At 68.2% G+C, this 20456-nt stretch carries 20 protein-coding genes and 1 riboswitch; of the genes, 6 read left to right on the plus strand and 14 right to left on the minus strand.

The window, feature by feature from the left end:
* Positions 1-9 precede the first annotated feature (9 nt).
* Complete coding sequence (locus OOZ48_RS12325; RefSeq protein WP_269498754.1) at positions 10-1110, minus strand: CCA tRNA nucleotidyltransferase; 1101 nt, start codon at positions 1108-1110, stop codon at positions 10-12.
* Complete coding sequence (locus tag OOZ48_RS12330; protein ID WP_269498756.1) at positions 1107-3233, minus strand: lytic transglycosylase domain-containing protein; 2127 nt, start codon at positions 3231-3233, stop codon at positions 1107-1109. The genes OOZ48_RS12325 and OOZ48_RS12330 overlap by 4 nt, the downstream gene beginning before the upstream one ends.
* A gap of 26 nt (positions 3234-3259) precedes the next feature.
* Between OOZ48_RS12330 and OOZ48_RS12335 the strand changes: the two genes are divergently transcribed.
* A complete protein-coding gene (locus OOZ48_RS12335) occupies positions 3260-3889 on the plus strand; it encodes a 5-formyltetrahydrofolate cyclo-ligase (RefSeq protein ID WP_269498759.1) in 630 nt (209 codons plus the stop codon).
* Positions 3890-3906: 17 nt separating this feature from the next.
* On the opposite strand, the gene metF is transcribed toward OOZ48_RS12335, so the two are convergent.
* The 10 genes from metF to OOZ48_RS12385 form a co-directional block, all read right to left on the minus strand.
* Positions 3907-4755 (minus strand): methylenetetrahydrofolate reductase [NAD(P)H], encoded by an 849-nt coding sequence (metF, locus tag OOZ48_RS12340; RefSeq protein ID WP_269498763.1) that lies wholly within the window; start codon positions 4753-4755, stop codon positions 3907-3909.
* Positions 4752-5090: a phage holin family protein gene (locus tag OOZ48_RS12345; protein WP_269498766.1), complete on the minus strand. Its 339-nt coding sequence runs from the start codon at positions 5088-5090 to the stop codon at positions 4752-4754. Before OOZ48_RS12345 ends, metF begins: the two co-directional genes overlap by 4 nt.
* A 38-nt stretch (positions 5091-5128) precedes the next feature.
* Complete coding sequence (gene ahcY, locus OOZ48_RS12350; RefSeq protein ID WP_269498768.1) at positions 5129-6529, minus strand: adenosylhomocysteinase; 1401 nt, start codon at positions 6527-6529, stop codon at positions 5129-5131.
* 62 nt (positions 6530-6591) lie between these two features.
* Positions 6592-6688: riboswitch (S-adenosyl-L-homocysteine riboswitch) on the minus strand.
* Positions 6689-6721: 33 nt separating this feature from the next.
* Positions 6722-8650, minus strand: coding sequence for an FAD-binding oxidoreductase (locus tag OOZ48_RS12355; RefSeq protein WP_269498771.1), 1929 nt, complete (start codon positions 8648-8650; stop codon positions 6722-6724).
* A 10-nt stretch (positions 8651-8660) separates the two neighbouring features.
* Positions 8661-10088, minus strand: a complete 1428-nt coding sequence (locus tag OOZ48_RS12360; RefSeq protein WP_269498773.1) for a cbb3-type cytochrome c oxidase subunit I — start codon at positions 10086-10088, stop codon at positions 8661-8663.
* Entirely contained in the window at positions 10085-10588 is a 504-nt protein-coding gene (locus OOZ48_RS12365; protein ID WP_269498774.1) for a hypothetical protein, read from the minus strand. Before OOZ48_RS12365 ends, OOZ48_RS12360 begins: the two co-directional genes overlap by 4 nt.
* 94 nt (positions 10589-10682) lie before the next feature.
* A complete protein-coding gene (locus OOZ48_RS12370) occupies positions 10683-11540 on the minus strand; it encodes an SCO family protein (protein ID WP_269498776.1) in 858 nt (285 codons plus the stop codon).
* Positions 11541-11576: 36 nt separating this feature from the next.
* Positions 11577-13277 (minus strand): cbb3-type cytochrome c oxidase subunit I, encoded by a 1701-nt coding sequence (locus tag OOZ48_RS12375; RefSeq protein WP_269498778.1) that lies wholly within the window; start codon positions 13275-13277, stop codon positions 11577-11579.
* A 13-nt stretch (positions 13278-13290) separates the two neighbouring features.
* The gene (locus tag OOZ48_RS12380) at positions 13291-13830 is read right to left on the minus strand and encodes a cytochrome C oxidase subunit II (RefSeq protein WP_269498780.1); all 540 of its coding nucleotides are present in this window, start codon (positions 13828-13830) and stop codon (positions 13291-13293) included.
* 12 nt (positions 13831-13842) lie between these two features.
* Positions 13843-14040, minus strand: coding sequence for a hypothetical protein (locus OOZ48_RS12385; RefSeq protein WP_269498782.1), 198 nt, complete (start codon positions 14038-14040; stop codon positions 13843-13845).
* 205 nt (positions 14041-14245) lie between these two features.
* On the opposite strand from OOZ48_RS12385, the gene OOZ48_RS12390 reads away from it, so the two are divergent.
* Positions 14246-15217 carry a COX15/CtaA family protein gene (locus tag OOZ48_RS12390; RefSeq protein WP_269498784.1) on the plus strand — a complete coding sequence of 324 codons (972 nt, stop codon included), beginning with the start codon at positions 14246-14248 and terminating at the stop codon, positions 15215-15217.
* On the opposite strand, the gene OOZ48_RS12395 is transcribed toward OOZ48_RS12390, so the two are convergent.
* Positions 15187-15447 carry a DUF1289 domain-containing protein gene (locus OOZ48_RS12395; RefSeq protein WP_269499137.1) on the minus strand — a complete coding sequence of 87 codons (261 nt, stop codon included), beginning with the start codon at positions 15445-15447 and terminating at the stop codon, positions 15187-15189. The two genes, OOZ48_RS12390 and OOZ48_RS12395, sit on opposite strands and share 31 nt — an antisense overlap.
* Before the next feature lie 140 nt (positions 15448-15587).
* Positions 15588-16751, minus strand: a complete 1164-nt coding sequence (gene metK, locus OOZ48_RS12400; RefSeq protein WP_269498786.1) for a methionine adenosyltransferase — start codon at positions 16749-16751, stop codon at positions 15588-15590.
* Between the two features lie 260 nt (positions 16752-17011).
* Between metK and OOZ48_RS12405 the strand changes: the two genes are divergently transcribed.
* The 4 genes from OOZ48_RS12405 to OOZ48_RS12420 all read left to right on the plus strand — a co-directional run bounded on the left by OOZ48_RS12405 (position 17012) and on the right by OOZ48_RS12420 (position 20402).
* A complete protein-coding gene (locus OOZ48_RS12405; RefSeq protein WP_269498788.1) occupies positions 17012-17863 on the plus strand; it encodes a lysophospholipid acyltransferase family protein in 852 nt (283 codons plus the stop codon).
* On the plus strand, positions 17860-18750 hold the full coding sequence (locus tag OOZ48_RS12410) for a lysophospholipid acyltransferase family protein (protein WP_269498790.1): 891 nt from the start codon (positions 17860-17862) through the stop codon (positions 18748-18750). Before OOZ48_RS12405 ends, OOZ48_RS12410 begins: the two co-directional genes overlap by 4 nt.
* 66 nt (positions 18751-18816) lie before the next feature.
* The gene (gene dapF, locus OOZ48_RS12415) at positions 18817-19725 is read left to right on the plus strand and encodes a diaminopimelate epimerase (protein WP_269498792.1); all 909 of its coding nucleotides are present in this window, start codon (positions 18817-18819) and stop codon (positions 19723-19725) included.
* A complete protein-coding gene (locus OOZ48_RS12420; protein WP_269498794.1) occupies positions 19722-20402 on the plus strand; it encodes a DUF484 family protein in 681 nt (226 codons plus the stop codon). The genes dapF and OOZ48_RS12420 overlap by 4 nt, the downstream gene beginning before the upstream one ends.
* The last annotated feature ends 54 nt before the right edge of the window (positions 20403-20456 follow it).

Raw genomic sequence — 20456 nt, forward strand, 5'->3', positions numbered from 1 at the left:
GCGCGGCAATCAGGCCTCGAGCGCCTCCAGAGCACGCAGCCGCGCCGCCCGCAGGCCCGCGCGGATGCGCCCCGCATCGCCGCCGGCGGCGCGCGCGATCGCCCCTGCATCGACGGCGCGCGCCGCCTCGATGCGTTGCGCCCAGGCGGCTTGGTCGACGTCCGCGCGCACGCAGGATGCCGCCTCGAGCAGCGCCCGGCAGCGGTCCGGCCGCCGCCAGGCATCGCAGGATTCCAGCAGGTCCAGGTGGGCCTCGGCGCCGACGGCGCCATCCCCGAGGCGCTCCAGCACCCCGGGCAGCAGGCGCGCCAGGTCACGGCAGGCGGTGGGCGCCCGCAAGGCGTCCTGCAGGCTCGCCGACGAGGCACGGCACAGCAGGGCATAGCGCTGGGCCAGGTCCAGCCCGCGGCGCGCGGACTCGCGCAGGCCCGCAGCCACCGTCTCGTCCCACCGCAACCCCGGCGCCACGCGCGGCAAGGCGCCGCATTCGGCCAGCACCTCGATCATCCGTCCGGGATGGCCGGTGGACAGGCCCTTGGCCAATTCCTGCCAGACGCGCTCGGGCACCAAGGCGTCGACCTCGCCGCTGTCCACCAGGGCGCGACACAGGGCCAGGGTTTCGGGTGCGATCGAGAATTCGTGGAACCGCGCCGCAAAACGCGCCAGGCGCAGCAGCCGCACTGGATCCTCGATGAATGCGGGGCCCGTGTGGCGCAATACCCGCGCCCGCAGGTCGGCCACGCCGCCCAGGGGATCGATCAGCGCGCCGTCGGGCGCGCGCGCGATCGCGTTCACCGTCAGGTCGCGGCGCCGCAGATCCTCATCGAGGGTGACCTCGCGCCCGGCATGGAACACGAAGCCCTTGTAGCCACGCCCCGACTTGCGCTCGGTGCGCGCAAGCGCGTATTCCTCGTGCGTGCGCGGATGCAGGAACACGGGGAAGTCGCCGCCAACGGGCGTAAAGCCGCGCGCCGCCATGATCTCGGGCGTGGCGCCGACCACTACCCAGTCGCGATCCCCCGCCGGCAAGCCCAGCAGGGCGTCGCGCACGGCGCCGCCCACGACATAGACCTCCAGCCCCTCGACGGCAGGGTCGCCGCAAGGACTCATGGCAAGGCGGTGCGGGCCGCGCCCGAGGGGCTGATCGTGCCCAGGCGCTCTTTGAGCGACTGGGGCTGCCCCGAGAACAAGGCGGCATAGTAGACCGCGTTCGACATGACGTGCTTGACGTACAGGCGCGTTTCAGTGAATGGAATGGTCTCGGCAAAGATCGCGCCCTCGACCGGCGCCTGCAGGCGTGCGCGCCAGCGCTTGGACCGCCCCGGGCCGGCGTTGTAACCCGCCGTCGCCAGGACCTCGGAGCCGTCCAGGTCGCGCAGCACCATATCCAGGTACCGGGTGCCCAATATGGTGTTGACGTCGAATTCATTGACCCGGCTGGGCTTGAAATCCTTCATGCCGATCTTGCGGGCCACCCAGCGCGCGGTCGCGGGCATGAGCTGCATCAGGCCCGATGCGCCGACCCGCGAACGCGCATCGGTGATAAAGCGGGATTCCTGCCGGATCAGGCCATAGACCCAGGCCGGATCCAGGTCGACCTCGCGCGCCTTGGCGGCCACCTGGCCTTCGAACGGCGCAATGAAGCGCTGGCTGAAATCGACCTCGTTGCGCGTCTGCAGGGAGGTATTCACGACGCGATCGTAGATGTGCTCCTCGCGGGCGAGTTCGGCCGCCGCCCGCAACTGCAGGTCGTCCATCCCGCGCAGGGCGAAATTCCATTCCGGCACCGCCTCGCGCCGCCATCCCAGGTCGAACAGCGCGATCGCGCGTTCCAGGCCCGGGTTCGCGCGCGCCTGCTGGACGAGCGCGGCATCCACCGGCACGGGCTGGGCCGGCATATAGGGCGGCCGTCCCAGTTCCTCGTTGGCCAGCTGGCCGTAGAAGCTGAGATCCGTGGCGATGGATTCGAAATACTGCCGTGCGGCCTTCTGGTTGCCCTGGGCCGCCAATGCACGCCCGTACCAATAGCGCCAAACCGGTTCGTCGGCCTGGCGTGCGGACATCTTGCGGATTGCCGTGGCGACCCGCCCCCAATTGATCCGCGCCTCGCGCAGCTCGGCCCGGACCTCCCAGGCGTGGTTGTAGTCGGTCATGGGAACGAAGCCGGACTTGCGGTACCAGCGCGCCGCATCGGGCTCGACGTTCAGTGCGGCCACCAGCCCGAACTGGCCCCAGACCCATTCCAGATCCGCCTTGGGCACGAAGCCCGCCCAGCGGCCCTCGACATCGCGCGCGGCCGCCGCCCGGTCGTCCTCGCGCGCCAGCCGGGACAGCGCGATGGCCGTCAGTTCGGTCTGGATCCGGGTGCGCGGCTTGGACTGGTTCTGGAGCCACTTGCGGGGATTTTTCATCAGCGCGGCGTACTGGACCATGGCCGGCGTATCGAAGACGATGGCCGCCACCCGGCGCGCATGGGCCTCCTTGCCGGTCTCGAGCGTATCGCGCAGCAGCGTCGCCAGCTGGTTGCGGCTGAGCACGTGGTCCTCGACGACCTGGTCGAGCATGTCCCAGCAATCGCTGTTGGGCCGATAGACCTCGAGGACCTCCGCGGCACGCGCCTTGCGCCCGCTCATGTGGCCGGCCAGCAACTGCGCACACTCGAGACTCGTGCTGCCGACGATCACCGGCCCGACGCGCAGCGCCCCGCCGTAGTCGCCCGCCCGCACGGCGGCCAGGATCCAGTCGCCCTTGATCCTGTCGGCCAGATAGGCGTCGGTATTGTCGGCGAGGAACTGCCCGACCTCGGCGTCCGGGACGGGCGTGGTGCGATCGGACAGCTTGTGGCGCAGAAGCCAGTAGCGCGGATACAGGCCCAGCACCGGATCGGCCGCCGCCAGCGGCGCCAGGCGGGCGACCTCGTCCCAGCGCCGCTTTTGCATGGCCTCGTAGGCATCGACGACCGCCTGGCGTGCCGCCGCGGGCACGACCGGCGGCACGTAGGGCGCGGCCGCGCGCGCCGGCGCCGGCAGCGAGGGACTGGCCTGGATGGCCTGGCCGGCCGGCAAGGCGCCCACTGTGGCCAGCGTAGGGGGCGGCACCGTCGGCGCCTCGGCGCCCGCGCAGCCCGCCAGGCCCAGTGCAAAGACCGCGCCCGCCGCCGTGCCGCGCCAGCGGCCGGCCCCAAGGGCGGTGCATCCCGGGTTTTTCTGATACCTTAGAAGGCTTGACAACATATCGCCTGCAACCCCGCTACTACGCCATGAACGACAACGCACAGGATAACGCAGTCCCCTTGCGGATGCGACTCAAGCAGCGCCGCGCGCAACAGGCTGCCGGCGATCGAGACCGCGGCGCCCTGCTGATACGCGGGCGCCTCTACACCTGGCTGGCGACCAACCGCAGCCGCCTGCTCGAATCGGGCCGCCCCGACGCCCAGTGCATCGCCGCCTTCTGGTCCATGGCCGACGAACCCGCCTTGCAGCCCCTGCTGCGCCAGTGGGCGCAGGACGAGACCCTGACGGTCTCGCTGCCGGTCGTCACCGCGCCCGGCGCGCGGCTGCAATTCCGCACCTGGACGCCGGACACGCCCATGAGGCCGGGCGCCTACGGCATCCTGGAGCCCGAAGGCCCGCAGGCCCCGCCGCCCGACGTCGTCCTGGTCCCCACCCTGGGCTTCACCCGGCAGGGCGACCGCCTGGGATATGGCGGCGGATACTATGATCGCACCCTGGCCGCCCTCAAGGCCTCGGGCCATCCGTTCACGACCCTGGGCATCGCCTGGGCCTGCGGGGATCTCAGCGGCGAGGACTACTCGCCCGCCGTCCACGACGTGCGCCTGGACGGCGTCCTCACCGACAAGGGGTGGGCCCTGCCGGCGCCCGAGCTTTAGGGCCTGTTCACCCTAATTCAGGAGCCGCCCTCGAGATTGGCGCAGATCGCCATCACCGCATCGGCGTTGTTCAGGGTGTAGAAATGCGCCCCCGGCGCGCCGCCCTCGAGCAGGCGCGCCACCATGCGGGATACGACCTCGGTGCCGAAAGCCCGGATCGAGGCCTTGTCGTCGCCGAAATCCGCCAGGCGCAGGCGCAGCCAGCGCGGGATCTCGGCGCCGCACATGTTCGAAAAACGGGCAAGCTGCGTATAGTTGGTGATCGGCATGATGCCCGGCACGATCGGGATGTCGACGCCGCGCGCGCGCGCGCGGTCGACGAAGTCGAAATACGCGTCCGGATTGAAGAAATACTGGGTGATCGCACTGTCGGCGCCTTCCGAGACTTTGGCGACGAAATGGTCCAGATCCTCGCGCGCGCCGAGGGCCTGCGGATGCATTTCAGGATAGGCGGCCACCTCGATGTGGAAGGCGTCGCCGTACTCGGACCGCACGAAGCGCACGAGGTCGCTGGCATAATGCAGTTCGCCCGTGTCGCCGCCCATGCCCGAGGGCAGGTCGCCGCGCAGGGCCACCAGGCGGCGTACGCCGCGCGCCCGATAGGCGTCCAGGATGCTGCGCAATTGCGCGCGCGTCGAGCCGATGCATGATAGATGGGGCGCCACGTCGGCGCCCAGGTTCTGCATCAGCTGCACCGTATCGACGGTGCCTTCACGGGTGGAGCCGCCCGCGCCGAAAGTCACGCTGACGTAGCCGGGGCGCAAGGCCATCAGGCGCTTGGCCGAGCGCACGAGCCGCTCCTGGGCCGCGATGTCGCGCGGCGGGAAATACTCCAGGCTGAAGATCGACGGTGATGCGGCGCTCATGCGAGCAGCAGGCTCGCCAAGGCCCCCGACACAATGCTGTACACCAGGGCGCCCAGCAGCGCCCACCAGAACCCATCCACCTGGAAGCCCTTGAGGATGGAGCCGGCGAACCAGAACACCAGGGCGTTCAGGACCAGCAGGAACAAGCCCAGGGTCACCACCGTGATCGGCAAGGTGAGCAGGATCAGCACCGGCTTGACCAGCGTATTGAGCAGGCCGAGCACCAGCGCGGCGATCAGCGCCGAGCCGAAGGACGCAACGGTGATCCCGGGGAGGATGTAGGCCACGACCAGCAGGGCCACGGCGTTCAGGATCCAGACGAGCAATAGAGTCATGATGGGCTCCGGTGGAAGGCGCGCCGCGCGCGCCGGAATCAGTAGCGGTAGTGCTCGGGCTTGTACGGGCCGTCGACCTTGACGTTGATGTAGTCGGCCTGCTTCTGGCTCAGCGTGGTCAGCCGTGCGCCGAGCTTCGTCAGGTGCAGGCGGGCGACTTTTTCGTCCAGATGCTTGGGCAGCACGTAGACCTGGCCCTGCTGGTAGTGTTCACCACGCGTGAAGAGCTCGATCTGGGCGATGGTCTGGTTGGTGAACGAGGCCGACATGACGAAGGACGGGTGCCCCGTGGCGCAGCCCAGGTTCACCAGACGGCCCTTGGCCAGCAGGATGATGCGCCGGCCATCGGGGAAGATGATGTGGTCGACCTGGGGCTTGATTTCCTCCCATTGCAGGTCCTCGACCGAGGCGACGTCGATCTCGCTGTCGAAATGGCCGATGTTGCAGACGATGGCCTGGTCCTTCATGCGATAGAGGTGGTCGCGGTTGATGACGTGGTAGTTGCCCGTGGCGGTGACGAAGATATCGGCCTGCTCGACGACCTCGTCCAGATCGACGACGCGATAGCCCTCCATCGAGGCCTGCAGGGCGCAGATCGGATCGACCTCGGTCACCCAGACCTGCGCGCGCAGGGCCGCCAGCGCCTGTGCGCAGCCCTTGCCCACGTCGCCGAAGCCGCAGACCACGGCGATCTTGCCCGCCACCATGACGTCGGTGGCGCGCTTGATGCCGTCGACCAGCGATTCGCGGCAGCCATAGAGGTTGTCGAATTTGGACTTGGTGACCGAGTCGTTGACGTTGATCGCGGCGACCTGGAGCTCGCCGCGCTGCGACATCTGGTAGAGGCGGTGGACGCCGGTGGTGGTTTCCTCGGTGACCCCCTTGATCTGGGCCAGGCGCGTGGAATACCAGGACGGGTCGCGGGCCAGACGGTCGCGGATGGCGGCATAGAGCACGCGTTCCTCCTCGTTGTCCGGATTGGCGATCACCGCGGGATCGGATTCGGCGCGCGCACCCAGGTGCAGCAGCAGCGTGGCGTCGCCGCCGTCGTCGAGGATCATGTTGGCCTGCTCGCCGGGCCAATCGAAAATGCGGTGCGTGTACTGCCAATAGTCCTCGAGCGATTCGCCCTTGACGGCGAAGACCGGCGTGCCGCCGGCGGCAATGGCGGCGGCGGCGTGGTCCTGGGTCGAGAAAATGTTGCACGAGGCCCAGCGGACCTCCGCGCCCAGTGCCTTCAGGGTCTCGATCAGCACCGCCGTCTGGATGGTCATGTGCAGGCTGCCCGCGATGCGCGCGCCCTTGAGGGGCTGTGCGGCGGCGAATTCCTCGCGCGTGGCCATCAGGCCGGGCATTTCGGTTTCGGCGATGGCGATTTCGCGGCGGCCCCAGTCGGCCAGGGCGATGTCGGCGATAACGTAGTCGTGTGCAGTGCTCATGATAGTCCTGTAGAGCCTGCGCCGGCGATGGGAAAGCGGCAGCCCATCGGACCCGCGCGAGGCGGCGATGGGCGCCGTTTGAAAACGAGATCCCGAGCCTGGCGGCGCGCGGGATCCGTCGGATCCGGTCGTCGCGCCGCTGCAGCGCCCCTCGGGCAAGTGGGGATTATAGCGTGGGTGCGGGGCCAGCGTTCAAGAGGTGGCGGGCCCGCTGGGCGCCTGGGCCGCCGTCAGGAACGCATCGGAAAAACAGGCGTTCTCGTCGAGCCCCTGGGCGATGAAGGCCGGCGCCGCCGCCTCGACCATCCTGACCGAGCCGCACAAATAGACCTCGTAGCCGCGCAGGTCCGCGACATCGGCCAGCATGGCCTCGTGCACCAGGCCGGTGCGGCCCGTCCAGCCGTCGCCGTCGGCGGGCTCGGAGAGCACCGGCACCACGGTGAAGTTGCCATGCTCGCGCTGCCATTGTTCGCAAAGATCCAGCATGTACAGGTCGGCGCGCCGGCGCACGCCCCAGTACAGGCGCATGGGACGCTGCACGCCGCGCGCGAACGCGTCCTCGACGATGCTCTTGACCGGTGCGAAGCCCGTGGCGCCCGCCACGAACAGGATGGGCTGGGGACTGTCGCGCAGCGTGAACTGGCCCAGCGGCCCCTCGAAGCGCACGACATCGCCGATCCGCATGCCCTGGAACACATGGGTCGTGAAGCGCCCTCCCGGCACCAGGCGGACATGCAATTCGATCAGCCCGTCGCCGCCGGGCCGGCTGGCATACGAGAATGCACGCCGCTGGCCGTCGTCCAACACGATGTTGATGTACTGACCGGCCTTGAACTCCAGGGCTGCGCGGTCGGACGGTTGCAGGGCCAGGAACATCACGTCGTCGGACAGCGGCTCGAGGCGCGCCACGGTGGCGGTGTATTCCCGCACGGCCAGGGCGGGCCCGCCGGCGAAACCCTCGACCTCGACGACCATGTCGCCGCGCGGCAAGGCGCAGCACATCAGGGCCATGCCCCGGGCCTTCTGGGCATCCGTCAGCGCGCCGGGGCTGTAAGGACGGTGATCGTAAGACCCCTGCTGGACGGTGCAGATGCACAGGCCGCAGGCACCGTTGCGGCATTCGAACGGCAGCGCCAGCCCCTCGCGCAGGCCGGCGTCGAGGATGGTCTCGCCTTCGCGCGCCTGGACCTGGGCGCTGGTACCGGGTTCGCCGTGGATCATGATCCCCGCCAAGCGCTGCTCGCCCCGACGGAATCGGGGCGGCCACCAGGGCAGCAGCGCAAGCAGCATGGAGGCGCCCAGCACCAAGGTCCACACCCAGCCCAACGGCCATTGCGTCAGCAGCGGAAAGATCCCCATGTAGAACCAGTCGAGCTCGATCCGGGAGACCGCCCGGGATAATTCGCTGACGCCGCCCTGGCTGTGCACCGGCGCCACCAGCGACAGCACCACCAGCGTCGCGAGCAGGCCCGCCACGATGGGGCGCGGCGGGATCGTGCGCGCCTTGGGCACGCGCTGCGCATGGATGGCCATGACCATCAGCACCACCAGCGGCAGGCCCACGTGCATGAAGGACAGCAGGGAAAAGAAGCGGTTGCCGACATGTTCGGTGTAGAGGAAATTGCGCATCAGCGCGCCGTCGAAGATCGGCAGCCAGTCGAGCCATTCGAACGTCGCCACGGTGACGTATTGCGCCAGCTGGTCCCAGGGCAGCATGTAGCCATTGATGCCGGTGGCGTAGACCATCCAGATCAGCATGACCCCCGTCAGCCACGAGAACCAGCGGAACCCGCGAAACCGGTCGAGGGCGAAATAACGCAGCATGTGCAGCGCCATGGTCAGCACCATCGCGTCCGAGGCATAGCGGTGGAGGCTGCGCATGATGCCGCCCAGCCACCACTGCGTGGTGCTGAGCGAGACCACCGAATCGTACGCGTCGGTGATCCCGGTCTCGAAGAATATATAAAGGTACAGGCCGCTGCCGCCGATCACCCAGAACAGGAAGAAGGAGATCGCCCCCAGGTGATAGAAGGGATTGATGCGATCGCCGAATGCGGCGTTGAACATCGCCTCGACCCGCAGGAAACACCACTGCAACAGGCCTTGAAGTCTCTTGATCATTGGATTCCCTTCAGCGCGCCACCGGCCGGCGAACGGCGCGGATCGCCACCACCACGAACAGCAGGCCGCCGACGATGGCGATCAAGCCGCCCAGGCCCATCATGCCCATGCCGATCACCTCGCCGGTGCTGCGCAACACCTGTTCGGCGCCCGCCACCTTGCGCTGCACCCCGTAGCCGCCCGACCACACCAAGCCGATGATGTGGATCAGTTGCCCGATGCCGTATAGCCACGGCTGCCAGGTGGCCAAGCGGCCCTGTGGCGCCTCGTAGCCCAGCACGGGCAGGATGCGATAGACCATCCCCATGAGCGCCAGCGTCACACCGACGATGCAGCCGTGGTAATGCGCCGGAATGCGGACATTGCTGCCGTCGATGAAAATGCCGATCAGCCCGCCCGCGGCGAACACCAGCACCGACGCCAGCAGCGCCGCACGCAGCGGGCGCAGCGTGGCGTCGGCCGGCCGAAGAGCGACGACGCCCCAGACCGCCGCCAGGCCGACAGGCAGGATGGCTGGGCCGCCTCCCAGGCGCATGGCCCAGGTCAGCAGATTGCGGTGCTCTACAGAAGCGACCTCGTGCGCGAGATAGGCGTACGGGGTGACGAAGACACCCGCCAGGGCGAGGGAAAACAGCAGGATCACGACGCGCGGCGTGAGCATCGACCGCGCCCCGCAGGCGCTGGCCAGCCATAGCCAGCACACCAGCATCAGCAAAGTCCAGGTGAACTGCAGGGCGTGCCCGCCGCCCCAGAACAGGATCTCGTAGTAGGCCTTGCCGTGCAGGGCGGTGGGCAGCACCGCCCAGGACCAGGCGAAGCTGAGCACGCCGACGGCGGCCGCCACGGCGGCCGCGCCGAGGCCGAAGTGCAGGGCGCCGCGCCCGTCGTACCGCAGCCCCAGGCGCGGCGCGGCCAGCAGGCTGCGCAGCACCAGCAGCGCCGCGCCGCAACCGAACATCACCAGCCCCGCGAGGAACAGGGTCGAATCGAGCACCGGGATGTAGTTGGCCATGATGGCCTCGCCGGGGTCCAGGAAAGGGGCCAGCGCCATGACGAGCGTGCCGGCCGCCGTGACCCACAAGCCCGACCACGCCATCCATTGCATGCGCCGGGAGCCGTACAGGCTCCAGAGCAGGCCGGCCATCGCCACGAACCAGACGAGTACCGACAGGTCCACGTGCAGCACCAGCGAAACCCGGAAAAAATCGGCGGACGGCAGCCACTGGTTGACGAAGGGCGTACGCGACGCCACCAGCAGCATCGAAAAAAGGCCCGAGCCGATCAGCGCGGCCAGCCCCAGCCCCAGCCAGCCGCGCCCCAGCGCCAGGCGCGCGTCCCGGACAATGTCCAATTGATAGTCCGCGCCCAGGCACGCCGGCGGCGGGGCCATGGGCACGCCACCGCGCAGGCCCGGCACATGGGAAGGATTTGCACTCATTGCAGGACGATGCCTCCCTGATCAGCGTTGAAATCGATCACCATCACCTGCGCCGGCGCCAGCGTGATCGTGTCCTCGCGTTGGTGGGTGTACCCCTCGGCGGACTGCTTGTCCTTGAAGCGCACGGCGATGCGGTGCTGGCCCGCCGGGACGTCCAGCCGCCGATACATGGTGGAAGCGCCGTCGCGCGACAGCCCCGACGGCGCCGCCACATGGCTGAGCACCGTCCGGCCGTCCAGATCCACCTCGATGCTGACCGGCGAGCGCTCGCGCTCGCACTTGGTGGCCTTGCGCATGTTGGGCGCCAGTTTGGCCAGCTCCTCGGCGGTATACGGGCGGCAGTCGGCCAGCCGCGCCCCGTGGTGGATGAAGCTGACCTTGATCTGCGCCATGTCGGGCGGCAGGGGATGGTATGCGGGCCAGCGCGAAAACACGCCGATCGCCACCGCGAAGCAGCCATACAGCAGGGCCTGGCCCGCCCAATCGAATACGCGCCTCATCAGGGGCTCCTTGGGAACGGGGGCGCGGCGCGCCGGACGCATCGTGACTGGGATGCAAGGGGCGCGCCCCGGCAGCCTGTCGGTCGGATCGGCGTCAAGCGGTGCTGCGCCCCCTCTTTTTGTGCGCGCCTCGCCGGCTCGCACGCCATTCATTGATGAAGAAAATCATCATCAGAACGAAGAAGGTCGCACCTCCCGCGATCTGGATCGGCAAGGTGTAGTCGACCCGATACGCGCCGGTCTCGGGGTCGACCACCGTGCACATGATGCGGACGCGATCCATGAGGTTGTCGAGCAGCGTGTTCGACGGATTCAGGGGCATCCCGGCCAGCAGCATCTTCAGGGGTTCGCCCAATGCGCCGGCCGCGACGTCCTCGCCATAGATCTGATGCACGATGCGGCCCTCGGCATCCAGGACCGAGACCTGCAGCACATGGTCGAAGCCCGCCGGCGTCGCGGCATAGGCGAAGCCGAAATCCGCCGTGAGATCGGGGACGATGGCGGCGGGTGGGCTGAGGAATTCCCAGTTGGGCGCGGTGATGCCGTACTGGGTGGCGAACGCCTTGAGGGCCTGCGGCGAGTCGGCGGGCTGGTTGAAGCCGATGCTGACGATGTTGAACTGGTTGACGCCCAGGCTTTTCTGCAGGCCCTTGACGGCCTCTTGCAACGAGCGGGTGGTGGCGGGACACACCCGGAAGCAGCCGGTGTAGATGAAGCTGACCAGCAGGGGCTTGCCGCGGAAGGACGCCAGGGACACCGGGCTGCCCCCGCGGTCGACCAGGATATGGTCGCCGATCCGGCGCCCGAGCGCAGCCTGGCTGAGGGCGAGGGCATGGTCCGCATCCAGGCCCGACGCCCCGGCCGCCTCGGTGCGAGCGGGGGACGGCGCGGCAAGCAGCGCCAATCCCAGGCCGCAGGCCGCGGCGCCACGCCAAAGACGGGAAAACAACATCAAACCGGACACCTCGTTCCTAGAACCCCGGCCTCGTCAACTGAGGCCCCAGAGCTGGCTGAGGTACTTCCAGTTGACGAAGTAGTACAGCACGAAGGCCAGCAGAAAGACCATGGCCAGCACGAAGGTGCCGGGTGCCACGAAGCCCGCGGAGCCGTAGGTCTGGACCGCCGCCGTCGGCGCCGCGCGCTGGACGGGCGTGAAGGTGTTGCTGACCACGCCGGTGTCGAGCTTTTTGCCCCAGAGCAGCGAGCCCAGCACGAGGTAGACGAACAGCGCGCCGCCGATGATGGCCACGACGCCGCCGATGCCCACCAGCCCCATCATCAGGTAGGCGGCGCCCGGCCACTCGTAGGCCAGGGCATGGCCGCTGAAGGCCATGTCCCAATGGCGGCGGGACACGCCCAGCGTACCGGCGCCCATCATCACCAGGCAGAAGAAGTACATCGCGAAGCCGAAGAAATAGGGCTGGATGCGCGCCAGGTTAGGCGAGATGATCTCGCGCCGGAACAGCACCGGGATGAGGAAATAGGTGAGGCCCATGAAGGTCAGGGTGGACCCGATGACGACGGTGGCGTGGAAATGCCCCGGCACGTAGATGGTATTGTGGATCAGCAGGTTGAGCTGCTCGGTGCCCATCATCACGCCGGAGATGCCGCCCAGGAAACCGAAGCCGACCAGCGAGATGAACACGCTGGAGAATACGGGATTGCCCCAGGGCGCCTTGCGCAGCCACTCGAACAGGCCCTTGTTGAAGCCCCGCGCACGCTGCGCGACCTCCATGGCGCCGGGAATCGACAAGGCATGGATCATCGAGGCCAGCACGGCGAAATACATGAAGTAGCTGGTGTTGACGATCTTCCATTCGGTGCTGACGCCCGGGTCGGCCAGGATGTGGTGGGCGCTGGCCAGTTGCAGGAACAGGATGTAGAGCAGGAAGGCGCCGCGGCTGACGCGCTCGGACATGGGCTTGGCGCCGAAGGCGATGGCCGCCACGGCATACCAGATCGAGATATGGGTCGCCACGTTGATCTGCTGGGACGAATGGCCCAGCGCCCACCAGATCACGCGGTACACCAGCGGATCGACGTTCTGCAGGAGCCCGATGGACATGAAGAAGGTGGGGATCAGGATGATCGCGCCCGACAGCAGGGTGAAGACCGCGATGATCCCCGCCGTGATGGCGCCGAAGGTCACCAGCGGCACCGAGCCCTCGTAGGTCTTTTCGCGCTTGGCGACGACCAGCGTGCCGAAGAACACGCCGCAGGCGATCAGGGCGCCGACGGCGAACACGATCAGGCCCAGGTAGAACGACCAATGCGCCATCATCGGCACGTACGAGGTCATCATGACGCTGGAGTCGCCCCGGAAGACCGCGATGTTGTTGACCACGGCGCCGACCAGCATGAGCGCATAGCCCGCCCAGGCGATCCGTGGCGTGGCGATCCGGCAGCGCAGCAGGGAGGACGCGGCGAAGTACAGAACCGCGACCTCGAAAAAGATCATCCAGTAGATCAGCATGTCCAGGCCGTGCGCCGTGAGCACCATGTAGAAGGTGTCGGCGGGCAGCCAGTGCACGGCGGGCCAGCGCGTCAGCACGACGCCGATGGCCAGCAGTCCGCCGACCATCAGCGCGACGATGGCGGTGACGGCGTTGATCTTGATGAGTTTTTCAGCCTGGTCCTCGAACTGCAGCCCCGAGCGCGGGCACGTACGATAAGTGGTGTTGACGGCCATGTCGGTCCTCGCTTTACTTGACGTACAGGCGGCTCACCATTTCATGGTGGCCGATGCCGCAATACTCGTTGCACACAATGGAAAAGACGCCGGACTCGTTGGGCGTGACCTTGATCACGTGCTCGTAGCCCGGCACCACCTGGATGTTGATGTTGGTGGGCTGCAGCGAGAAGCCATGGTTGTAGTCCATGGCGGTCAGGTGCAGCTTGTAGGTCTTGCCCTTTTCCAGTTCGAGGATGGGCCACCAGCTCCAGAGGCGGGCGATCAGATAGATGTCGGCCCCCTCGGGCGGCGCCACCACGGGGATTTTCTGGTCGGTCTCGGTGCGCACCGTCCATTTATCCACGAAGGCCTGCGTCTGGGCCATGAACTGCGCCGGGTTGGTCTTGTAGGTTTCGGTGGCGAGGTTCTGTTTGCCGTAGACGTGCCAGAGCACCATCATGAAGAACATGATCATGCACCACACGAAGGAAATGATGATCCAGGTGGCTTCGAGGCGGTCGAGGGGGTGCTTCCACCACAGCCGCTCTGAGGGGGGCAGTATTGCGCTCATGGGTCGGCTTCCTTATTTGGCCGCGGGGATGGTCAGGATGTCGATGAAGCCCCAGAGGTTGTAGACCACCATGGGAATCATCACGCCCAGAAAAAGCAGCAGAAACGGGCTGTCCAGCAGCTGCTGGATCAGGGGAACCTTCTCGTCCTCGTCGTCGTCATGGTGGCCCATGGTGGTCTCCTCGAAATGCCCTGGGTTGCTCTTGGACACGGGATGGAAACCCGGTGCATGCCTGTTTCAGGGGTGATGTGATTGTCCGGGGCGCCAAGGGCCAATGCCATGATTTGCATCAATTCTGGGAATTCGCCGCCAGGTTTCGCGCCAGTAAACGGCCGAACCCGGGCGGAAAGCTGTCAAAATGACACGCCCCCACGCCCCGCGGCCGGGGCTCCCCCCGTCGCCCCAGGAGCCGACCATGAACGCCCATGTCCCCGTTTCATACCCGGCAGCGCCTCGCATAGCGCGGCGGCGCGCATGGCTGCGCGGCATGGCCTGGTTCTGCGCGGCGTTGGTGCTGTCGATCATCGGCCTCAGCGCCCACATGCGCCTGAGCCGCGTCGACCCAGCTTGTCAGCCCTGGCCTCAATGCCAGCAGGCGCAGGCGCTGGACGCGGATGCGCCCGGTGCGCCACCGGCCGCGCGCGCCGCGCACCGGATGGCTGCCTCCGCAGCCCTGCTGCTGGTGCTGGCCATGCTGGCCGTCGCCTTGGGGCCGCGTCCCATCCTGTGGCCGGAGGGCCGCATGGCCCTGGGCCTGCTGGGGCTGGCGTTGTTCCTCGCGGTGCTCGGGATGGCGGCCGGCGCCTCCGCGCTGCCGGCGGTGACGCTGGGCAACCTGCTGGGAGGATTCGCGATGTTCGCCCTCAGTGTGCGGCTGGCCACTCGAAGGACCCGCGTGGGCCACGGCCGCCTTGCGGCAACGGCGCCACACGGGTTTCGCCTCGCGCTGCTGTTGGCGCTGGTCCAGGTGGCCCTGGGTGGGCTGGTGAGTGCGGGTCAGGCGGGCCTGAGCTGCCCGGCTTTCGGCGCCTGCGACCTGGGTGCGGGCGGCTGGCAGGCGTTCAATCCGTGGATCGAACCGGCTGCGGGAACGCCGCCCACCCACGCGGGCGGGGCGTGGTTGCACATGACGCACCGCGGCGTCGGACTGGCACTGGCGGTGATGCTGGCGATGCTGTCATGGCGGGCGTGGCGCCGCGGGGCACGCGCCTTCGCCGCCGTCCTTGCCGGCCTGCCCGTAGCGCTGGTGACGCTGGGCCTGGCCCTCGTGGCGCTGGGGCTGCCGCTGGCGCTGGTCCTGGCGCACAATCTGTGCGCGGCGCTGCTGCTCGCCCTGCTGGCGAGCGCCCCGGACTGTTATTCGCCCGTGCCGGATGCCGGACCGTGACGCCCCGTGGCGGGGCGCCTGCGGGGAAAACCCTGGCTGCGGATACGGTCCCAGACTTCGCGTTTTTCGGCCTCGTCCATGAAGACCCAGTTGGCGACCTCGAAGACGGTGCGCCCGCAGCCGCGGCAAACGTCGTCGTACAAAGTCGAGCACAGGGCCACGCAAGGTGAATCGGTGGGGTTCAGCGAGCGGGCGTCAGCCTGGGCGTCTGCGGCCGAGCCCACGGGCAGGCGGGGCGCCGCATCCGCGCCCCCGGCGGCGCAGGCACACTCCGCAGAGGACAGGGTTTCGTCGCGCCGGCCGCGCACCGGGCCGGCACCGTCCGTCGGCGACGGTGTGCTGGGACCGGTACGTTCGTTCATGTCTTTCCTCAGGCGGCGGCCTTCAGCACCTGCACCTTGTCGGCGGCTTCCCAGCTGAACTCGGGTTCGCTGCGGCCGAAATGGCCGTATGCGGCCGACTTGGAATAGATGGGGCGCAGCAGGTCCAGCATGTTGATGATGCCCTTGGGCCGCAAGTCGAAGTGCTCGCGCACCAGGCGTGCGATCTGCTCGTCGGGGATGACGCCGGTGCCCTCGGTGTAGACCGTGATATTGATGGGCTCGGCCACGCCGATGGCGTAGCTGACCTGCACCTGGCACTGGCGCGCCAGGCCGGCGGCGACGATGTTCTTGGCGACGTAGCGGGCCGCATAGGCCGCCGAACGGTCGACCTTGGAGGGATCCTTGCCCGAGAACGCGCCGCCGCCGTGGGGGCAGGCGCCGCCGTAGGTGTCGACGATGATCTTGCGGCCGGTCAGGCCGCAGTCGCCTTGCGGGCCGCCGATGACGAATTTGCCGGTGGGGTTGACCATGTAGCGCGTTTTGCCGGTCAGCAGGCCCTCGGGAAAGACGGGCCGGATGATGTGCTCGATCACGGCGTCGCGGATGTCGTCCTGCGAAATGTCGGGATGATGCTGGGTCGACACGACCACGGTATCGACCTCGGCGGGCTTGCCGTCGATATAGCGGAAAGTCACCTGGGACTTGGCGTCGGGACGCAGCCAGGGCAGGCGGCCGTCCTTGCGCAGTTCGCTCTGGCGCTGCATGATCCGGTGCGCATACCAGATGGGGGCCGGCATCAGGTCGGGGGTCTCGTCGCAGGCATAGCCGAACATCAGGCCCTGGTCGCCGGCGCCCTGGTTGAGGATTTCCTCGGGGGTGCGGTCCACGCCCTGGGCGATGTCCGGGGATTGCTTGTCATACGCCACCAGCACGGCGCAGCCCTTGTAGTCGATGCCGTAGTCGGTGTTGTCGTAGCCGATGCGCCGGATGGTGTCGCGGGCGATCTGGATGTAGTCGATGTTGGCGGTGGTCGTGATCTCGCCGGCCAGCACCACCAGCCCGGTGTTGCAGAGCGTTTCGGCGGCTACGCGCGACGTGGGATCCTGCTCGAGCAGGGCGTCCAGGATGGCGTCGGAGATCTGGTCGGCGACCTTGTCGGGATGGCCTTCGGAGACCGATTCGGAAGTAAAGAGAAAATCGTTGTTTGCCACAGCGATGCGTCCTTAGGTTGTGCCGGCGCATGCGCCGGGACGAGGTTGAACGAAACGCGTTGCACCTCATACCAAGGAGTCGGGGCGCGACGCTTTAGCGGTTTTTTGACGGCCCCGGAAGGGCCGGTATCGCTCCGCAAGTTGTCGGTTAACTCAGCGATGGAACGGATTTTAAGCGAAAATAGCCCCTCATCGCAGAATTCTTCGCTTTCATCAGGGATATTGGGGCGGGCGCGCCCCGCCCAGGAGTCGCTCCGTTCATGCTGTCGTTTTTCGTCAGGCTGCTGGCCGCGCTGCCCCTCGGGATGCTACAGGCCATCGGCCGCGCGCTGGGCCTGCTCGTCTATGCGTTTCCCGGCCGCTACCGCCGGCGCCTGAGGAACAACGCCCGCCAGGCGGGCTATGCCGATGCGGCTTTCACCCGCCGGGCCGCAGCCGAATCCGGCGCCATGGTCCTCGAGATTCCAAAAGTCTGGTGGCGCACCCGCGAATGCCTGGCCATCACGGGCAGCGGCGAAGAAGCCATCGTGCGCGCCGCGCTGGCCGAAGGCCGGGGGATCATCTACCTCACCCCTCACCTGGGCTGCTTTGAAATCACCGCGCGCCACCTCACGCAATACGGTCCCCTGACCGTGATGTACCGCCCGTCGCGCAGCCCGCTACTGGATCCGATCGTGGAGTCCGCACGCGACATGCACAACCTGCGGGCGGTGCCGGCCAACCGCCACGGGGTGCGCGAGTTCGTGCGCGCGCTGCGGCGCGGCGAGGCGGTCGGCATGCTGCCCGACCAGGTGCCGCGCGAGGGCGACGGCGTCTGGCTGCCGGTCTTCGGCCGCCCCGCCCTGACGATGACGCTGGCCGCACGCCTGGCCCTGCAAACCGGCGTCGCCGTGATCCTGACGGCCGGCGAGCGCCTGCCCGGCGCACGCGGCTGGCGCATGCACTACCTGCGGCTGCCGGAACCGCTGGCCGACACGCCGGAGGCGGTCGCCGCCGCAATCAACCAGGCAATGGAAACCTTGATCCGCCGGTTTCCCGAGCAATACCTGTGGAGCTACAACCGCTACAAGCAGCCGGAGGATGCGCCGCCCATCCCCGGGGAGTCCGCATGAGCCTCGACAAGAAGCCTCTGCTGCGGGCGGTGCTGGGCCATTTCGGCCGCTGCTCCACGCCTGCGCGCCTGCGCTGGGGCCGGGTCCTGGGTCGGATCACGCCCCTGCTGTTGCGCTCGCGCACGCACATCGTGCGCACCAACCTGCGCCTCTGCTTTCCCGACATGGATGCCGCCACGCGCGAGGCGCTGCTGCGGCGTCACTTCCGCCTGCTGGCCCAGTCATTCGTCGACCGGGGTTTGTGCTGGTTCGGCACGCCCGAGCGCATCCTGGACACCATCGAGCTGCAGGGCGAGGCGCACCTGAGCACCTTGCTCGACCAGGGCCGGCCCATCCTGATGTTCGCGCCCCACTTCATCGCACTGGACGCCGCCGCGACCCGCCTGACCCTGTTCCTGAAGGAATCGGCCACGCTGTACACGCAGCAGAGCGACCACGACGTCGACGAGATCGTGCGTCAGGGCCGGGGGCGCTTCCACCAGGTGCATCTGGTCAGCCGCCGCGACGGCGTGCGCGGGCTGATCCGGCATCTGCGCAAGGGGATCCCGGTCTATTACCTGCCCGATATGGATTTCGGCCGCCAAGGCAGTGCGTTCGTCCCATTCTTCGGCATCCCGGCGGCCACCCTGCTGTCGGCCGCGCAGATCGCCCAGGCCCGGGATGCGGCGGTGGTGCCGGTCATCAGCCGGCTGGATGCGGCCACGGGGCGCTACCGGGTCGAGGTCGGCGCACCGCTGGAGGCGTTCCCCGGGGACGACGATCCGGCGGCGGCCACCGCGCGCCTGAATCGCCTGATCGAGGCCGAGGTCCGCCGCGATCCGGCCCAATACTACTGGGTCCACCGGCGCTTCAAGACCCGTCCCGAGGGCGAGCCCGGCGTCTACTGAACCGCGGCCGGGCATGCGGACCGTTCCTGCCCGGACCGCCGCCGCGGTCTGGTTCGGCGGCGCGCTTTGCAGGATAATCCCGGGATGATCTGGAACTTCACCAAGATGCATGGCGCCGGCAATGATTTCATCATGCTCGACGGCGTGCGCCAGCCCATCCACATGACGCCCGAGCGGGCCCGGGCGCTGGCCGATCGCCATTTCGGCATCGGCGCGGACCAGATCCTGCTGGTCGAGGAGCCCTTGCACCCCGAGGCCGATTTCCGCTATCGCATCTTCAACGCCGACGGCGGCGAGGTCGAGCACTGCGGCAACGGCGCACGCTGTTTCGTGCGTTTCGTCCACGAGCAAGGCCTCTCGCACCGCAATCCCCTGCGCGCCGAGATCTGCACCGGCCTGATCGTGCTGACCGAGACGGACGACGGCGAGGTGACGGTCGACATGGGCCAGACCCGCTTCGAACCCGCCGACCTGAATTTCGACGCCGACGGGCTGGCCACGCAAGCCTGCGCGGACGACACGCTCTACCGATTGGACGTGCCCGGCCACGAGGGTCCGCTGCTGTGGTCGCTGGTGGCGATCTCGAATCCGCACGCCGTGCTCCAGGTCGAGGACGTGGAGCACTATCCGGTCGATGTCGTCGGCCCGGCCATCGCGACGCATCCGCGTTTCGGGCAAGGGGTGAACGTCGGCTTCATGCAGGTCCAGGGGCCGGGCCACATCCGCCTGCGCGTCCACGAGCGCGGCGCGGGCGAAACCCTGGCTTGCGGTACCGGCGCCTGTGCCGCGGCTGTGGCGGGCATGCGCCGCGGCCTGCTGGCGAACCCGGTGCGGGTCGATACACACGGCGGCACGCTGCACATCGATTGGGAGGACGGGCGCCTGCGCATGCGCGGCCCGGCCGCCACTGTCTTCAACGGCCAGGTCGACATCGACGCCCTGACCGCAACTTTCAGGGAATCCACCAGGATATGACTCAAGACGCGCTGACCGCCCAGGCTATCGCCGAATACCTCAGCACCCGCCCGGACTTCTTCGAACAGCACGCCGATCTGTTCGCCAACCTGAACGTGCCGCACCCGCATCAGGCGCGCGCGATTTCGCTGGGCGAGCGCCAGATCCTCACGCTGCGCGACCGGGCCAAGGCGCAGGAACGCCGCCTCGCCCAACTGCTGTACAACGCCGGCGGCAACGAACGCATCAATCAAGCCATCATGCAATGGTGCGCGCGGATGCTGGCCGAACCCGACTCCGCGCAGATTCCGGCCCACATCATCCGCAGCCTGGGCGACCTGTTCGACCTGTCCGCCCTGGCCTTGCGCGTGTGGGACCTGCCGGCGCTGGCCGACAGCGAATTCGCACAGGACGTCACCCCCGGCATCCGCGAGTATGCCGCCGCGCTCGAGGTCCCGTACTGCGGGCCGCTGGCCGGACAAGAGGCCGCGGCCTGGCTGGCATCGCCTCCCGCATCGGTGGCCATCATGGCGTTGCGTCCGCTGGCCGGACAAGCCCCCGTCGGCCTGCTGGTGCTGGGCTCGGACGACCCCGAACGCTTCACCGAGGACATGGGCACCGCATTCCTCGAGGTCATCGCCCTGCTGGCAGGCGCGGCGCTGGGCAGGCTGGCCGACCCCGCGCCCGCCGCCGCCTGAGGCGCCGGCGGTGGCCCCTCGCGGCATGTCCCCCCAGTACGCAGTCCAGAGGCC

It is taken from the genome of Castellaniella sp. S9 (assembly GCF_027257175.1).
Taxonomy (GTDB): domain Bacteria; phylum Pseudomonadota; class Gammaproteobacteria; order Burkholderiales; family Burkholderiaceae_B; genus Castellaniella.